The 4,663-nt window shown below is 67.6% G+C and carries 4 protein-coding genes; 3 read left to right on the forward strand and 1 reads right to left on the reverse strand.

Annotated features, from left to right (window positions below; genetic code table 11):
- Positions 1 to 117 precede the first annotated feature (117 nt).
- Both RMO30_RS07325 and RMO30_RS07330 read left to right on the forward strand, forming a co-directional pair.
- Positions 118 to 2,082, forward strand: coding sequence for a cytochrome c oxidase assembly protein (locus RMO30_RS07325; RefSeq protein ID WP_309711396.1), 1,965 nt, complete (start codon positions 118 to 120; stop codon positions 2,080 to 2,082).
- A gap of 202 nt (positions 2,083 to 2,284) precedes the next feature.
- The gene (locus RMO30_RS07330) at positions 2,285 to 3,580 is read left to right on the forward strand and encodes an AAA family ATPase (protein ID WP_309711399.1); all 1,296 of its coding nucleotides are present in this window, start codon (positions 2,285 to 2,287) and stop codon (positions 3,578 to 3,580) included.
- A 40-nt stretch (positions 3,581 to 3,620) separates the two neighbouring features.
- Here RMO30_RS07330 and RMO30_RS07335 read toward each other — a convergent pair whose 3' ends face one another.
- Entirely contained in the window at positions 3,621 to 4,268 is a 648-nt protein-coding gene (locus tag RMO30_RS07335; RefSeq protein WP_309711402.1) for a biliverdin-producing heme oxygenase, read from the reverse strand.
- A 180-nt stretch (positions 4,269 to 4,448) separates the two neighbouring features.
- On the opposite strand from RMO30_RS07335, the gene RMO30_RS07340 reads away from it, so the two are divergent.
- Positions 4,449 to 4,663: hypothetical protein (locus tag RMO30_RS07340; protein ID WP_309711404.1), on the forward strand; the 215-nt coding region annotated here is incomplete at its 3' end.

Below are 4,663 nucleotides of genomic sequence, written 5' to 3' on the forward strand. Positions count from 1 at the left end.
CCGCGGGCAGCACGCTCACGCCCCCCGTCAAGAACCGACGCCACAACGACGGGCGCCGACTGGGTAGTCGGCGCCCTTCGTCGTTCCCGGCGTCGAACCGCGCCGTAGGCTTTCGGGGTGCCACGCCTCACCCGGATCGCCGGGCCCGCCGCCCTGCTGATTGCAGCGTTCGTGGGGCTTCTGGTCGCTCTCAGCGTCGGCGGCGGCGCGACAGGCGGCGTCGCCGGGGGCGATCCGATCGTGCTCTGGGGTCTGCCGATCGCGAAGCTGATCGCGAACCTCGGGGTCGCGACGACACTCGGGGCGCTATTGCTCGCCCTCTTTGCGCTGAGTTCCGCCGAGCAGGAGTTCGGCCGCGCGCTCGACATCGCCGCCGCGGGCGCCGGAGTCTGGGCGGTCGGCGGGGCGATCACGTCGTTCCTCACCTTCTCGAGCATCTACCAGGCTCGCCTCAGCTTCGATGAGGCCTACGGGCAAGACCTGGCGACCTTCCTCACCGCGGTGCCGATCGGCCGGGCGTGGCTCATCTTCGTGATCGTCGGGGCGCTCCTGACCGTCATCTGTTTCGCGGTGCGCAACCGAACGCTGCTGGCGGTGGTCACGATTGCCGCGGTGATTGCACTCATCCCGCTCGCCGAGGATGGCGGTCACGCCGCCGGTGCCAACAGTCACGACGCCGCGGTGACCGCGATCTGGCTGCACACGGTCTTCGCGGCGCTGTGGCTCGGCGGGCTCATCACGCTCGGGTTGCTCCGCTCGAAGCTGTCGCCCGACCGTCTCGCCGCCGTGCTGCCGCGCTACTCGACCATTGCGCTCATCTGTTTCGTCGTCGTCGCGACGTCGGGCTACGTGAGCGCGAGCATCCGCGTCGGCGACTTGCCGAGTCTGCTCTCCCCGTATGGCGCGCTCGTGGTCGCGAAGGTGGCGGCCTTGGGCGGGCTGGGGGTGCTCGGCGCGCTGCAGCGCCGCATCCTCGTCAAGAAGGTCGCCGCGAGTGGTGCGCCGCGCTGGTTCTGGTTGCTGGTCGCCTCGGAGCTCGCGGTGATGGGGATCGCGTCGGGGGTCGCGGCTGCCCTCGCCCGCACCGCGAAGCCGGTGCCGGCCGTCACGCCCGAACAGACAGTGCTGACCGCCGCCGAGATTCTCACCGGAAAGCCGCTCCCGCCGGAGTTCACCCCCGACCGCTGGCTCACCGCGTGGGACCTCGATCTGCTCTGGCTCCTGGTGGTGGGCTTCGGCATCCTCTTCTACCTCGCCGGCGTGTGGCGCCTGCACCGTCGCGGCGACCGCTGGCCGATCCGCCGCACGGTGCTCTGGGTCACCGGAATGCTCGCGCTGTTCTGGGTGACGAATGGCGCCCTCAACGTCTACGAGCAGTACCTGTTCAGCGCCCACATGCTCGGCCACATGCTGCTCGGCATGGCGATTCCGGTGCTGCTCGTGCTGAGTGCGCCGCTCACCCTCGCGCTGCGGGCGATCAAGAAGAGGGATGACGACAGCCGCGGGGTTCGCGAGTGGATCATGCTCATGGTGCACTCGCGCTACTCGGCGGTGATGACGCATCCGCTCGTCGCCGGCGGACTGTTCGCGGCGTCCCTCTGGGTCTTCTACTACACGCCGATTTTCCGCTGGGCGACCGAGGAACACGTCGGCCACACCTGGATGATCATCCACTTCCTGCTCACCGGGTACCTGTTCGCGCAGGCGATCGTCGGCATCGACCCGGTCCCCGGACAGGCGCCGTACCCGCTGCGGCTCATCCTGTTGCTGGCGACGATGGCGCTGCACGCCTTCTTCGGTCTATCGCTGGTGGAAAGCCACGGGCTGCTGCTCGCCGACTGGTACGGCGCGATGGGGCGCACCTGGGGGCTGCCGCCGCTGGCGGATCAACAGGCGGCGGGCGGAATCGCCTGGAGCGTCGGCGAAATCCCGACGGTGGTGCTTGCGGTGCTCGTCGCGATCCTCTGGAATCGCAGCGATACCCGGGACGCGAAACGTTCCGATCGGGCCGCCGACCGCGACGGGGATGCCGAGCTCACCGCATACAACGAGATGTTGGCGGGCCGCTCGAAGCGCGACTAGTGATCTCGCGGATAGGGGGTGGTCCCGAGCGCGCCTTCCGCGTCACCGCGCGTCACCGCCTCGAGGTAGACGCGCCCGCACCCGCGCCGATCGCGATGGCGAAGACGACCAACCAGGCCACCACCGCGCGTCGCACCCTTGCATCCTCCGAACGCAGCGTCACCGCCCGGGCTGCTGTCGCCGCTCGGATTAGAGTTGCCCGGTGGATCTTCCCGAGCTGTCGCCCGAGCAGGAGGCGGTAGTCGCGGCGATCGAGAACACGCGGGACCACATCTTCGTCACCGGCCGGGCGGGAACGGGCAAGTCGACCCTGCTCGAGTACCTGTCGTGGAACTCGTCGCACACGCTGGCGATCTGCGCCCCGACCGGGGTCGCCGCGCTCAACGTCGGCGGGCAGACCATCCATTCGTTGTTCCGGCTGCCGATCGGGGTCATCGCCGATCACGACATCGACCAGCCGCCCGAGTTGCGCAAACTGCTGTCGGCGATCGACACCCTGGTGGTCGACGAGGTGTCGATGGTGAACGCCGACCTGCTGGACGCCATGGACCGTTCACTGCGCCAAGCCCGGCAGCGTCCGCACGAGGCGTTCGGCGGCGTGCAACTCGTGCTCTTCGGCGACCCGTATCAGTTGGCTCCCGTGCCGGGCGAAAACGATGAGCGTGCCTACTTCGCCGACCACTACCGCTCGATGTGGTTCTTCGACGCGAAGGTGTGGAGCGAAGCCGACCTGCGGATCTTCGAGCTCACCACCATCCACCGTCAGCACGAGCTCGAGTTCAAGCAGCTGCTCACCGCGGTGCGGCACGGGCAGGTGACCGCCGAAATGGCGGGCCGGCTCAACGAGGTGGGGGCCCGGCCCGCACCGACCGACGGCGCGATCACCCTCGCCACGACGAACGCCGCCGTGAACCGCATCAATGCGCAGGGCCTGGGGCGGTTGCCCGGCCGGTCGCTGTCGGCGGTCGCCGAAGTCACCGGCGAGTTCGGCAACCGCGCCTACCCGGCCGACGAGAAACTCGAACTCAAGGTCGGGGCGCAGGTGATGTTCCTGCGCAATGACGTCGGGGGCGACCGACGCTGGGTGAATGGCACGATCGGCGAAGTCGTGAAGATCGGCGACACCGTCACCGTGGAAGTCGACGGTGAACGGCACGAGGTGCAGCCCGCCGTCTGGGAGCGCTACAAGTACTCCTACTCACCCGTCACGAAGACGCTGCGCAAGGATGTCGTGGCCGAGTTCACCCAGTTCCCGTTGCGACTGGCGTGGGCCGTCACCATCCACAAGTCCCAGGGCAAGACCTACGATCGCGCCATCATCGACCTCGGCCCGCGGTCGTTCGCGCCAGGGCAGACCTACGTCGCCCTTTCGCGCATCACGGAGCTCGAGGGCCTCTACCTCACCCGACCGCTACGGCCGAGCGACATCATCGTCGATGACAATGTGCTGCGCTTCATGTCGACGGCGCAACCCATCCCTGGAATCAAAGCCTCATAGACAGCGGACTTACGCGGCGGCTTTGGCGGCTGGCCGACGCTTACGCGGCGGCTTTGGCGGCGGAGAGGTCTTCGAACAGCTCGGTGTTGAGGCGGTACGCGTACAGCACCTCGTCGATGACGCGCTCTCGCTCGGCCTCATCCCAGGTGGCAGCGTCGAGCTGATCCCGGTACGTCTCTTTGAACGCCTTCGGGTCGGCGATCTGGTCGAACAGGTAGAACAGGATGCCGTTGGTCTCGAACCCGAAATGGCGCTTCATGAGGCGCCCGATCGCCTGTCCACCGCTCAGGTCGCCGAGGTACCGCGTGTAGTGGTGGGCGACGAATCCGCCGGCCCAGCCTTCGGCTTCGATCTCGCGGATGCGGGCGACGTAGCGTTCGGTGGTCGGCAGCGTTGCGATCTGGTCGCGCCAGGTGTTGCCGAGCAGGAACGCGAGGTCGACCTCGAGCGCCGGCATGCGGGTGAGCTGGGCGCTGAGGAACGGCTGCGCTTCGGGGTCGTCAGCGAAGCGCGTCGCCGCCGACTCAAGCGCCTCGTAGACGAAGTAGTGCTGCGCGACGAGCGCGACGTAGTCCGCGCGGGTGCCCTTGCCCGTCATGAGGTCGTGCATGAAGCCGGCGCTCTCGCTCTCGCCGTGGCCGGTCCAGGTGCGCTCCCGCAATGCCTGCGAAAAGGGGATGACGGTCACGAGGCTCCTCGAAGGTTAGGTGAGCCTTATCGTCTCACAAAGGGCGCCATCGGCGGCGAAATCGAGCGTGAGACGCACGATGCTTGCGTTTCGTCCGGCAACCCTGGCGGTCGTTCGATTGCTCATGTTTGAATCAGCGAGTTCGACTCGAGACACCTGCTGAAGGGGAGCACTTTCGTCATGGTCGCTAAAAGATTCGGAACACTTGCGCTTGCCTTGGGGGTGGCGCTCACGATGAGCGCCGGTCCCGCATTCGCGCACGACGACACGGAATACGTCGACGACGGGGTCATGGACTCCGGGAAAGAGACGCATACGCACGACGCGCAGCATGGCGGAGACGAGGGTCACCTCCCCGCCTCGAGCTCGAACGTCGTCGAGATCGGCAACTTGGA

It is taken from the genome of Pseudolysinimonas sp. (assembly GCF_031389465.1).
In the GTDB taxonomy this organism is placed as follows: Bacteria; Actinomycetota; Actinomycetes; order Actinomycetales; family Microbacteriaceae; genus Pseudolysinimonas_A.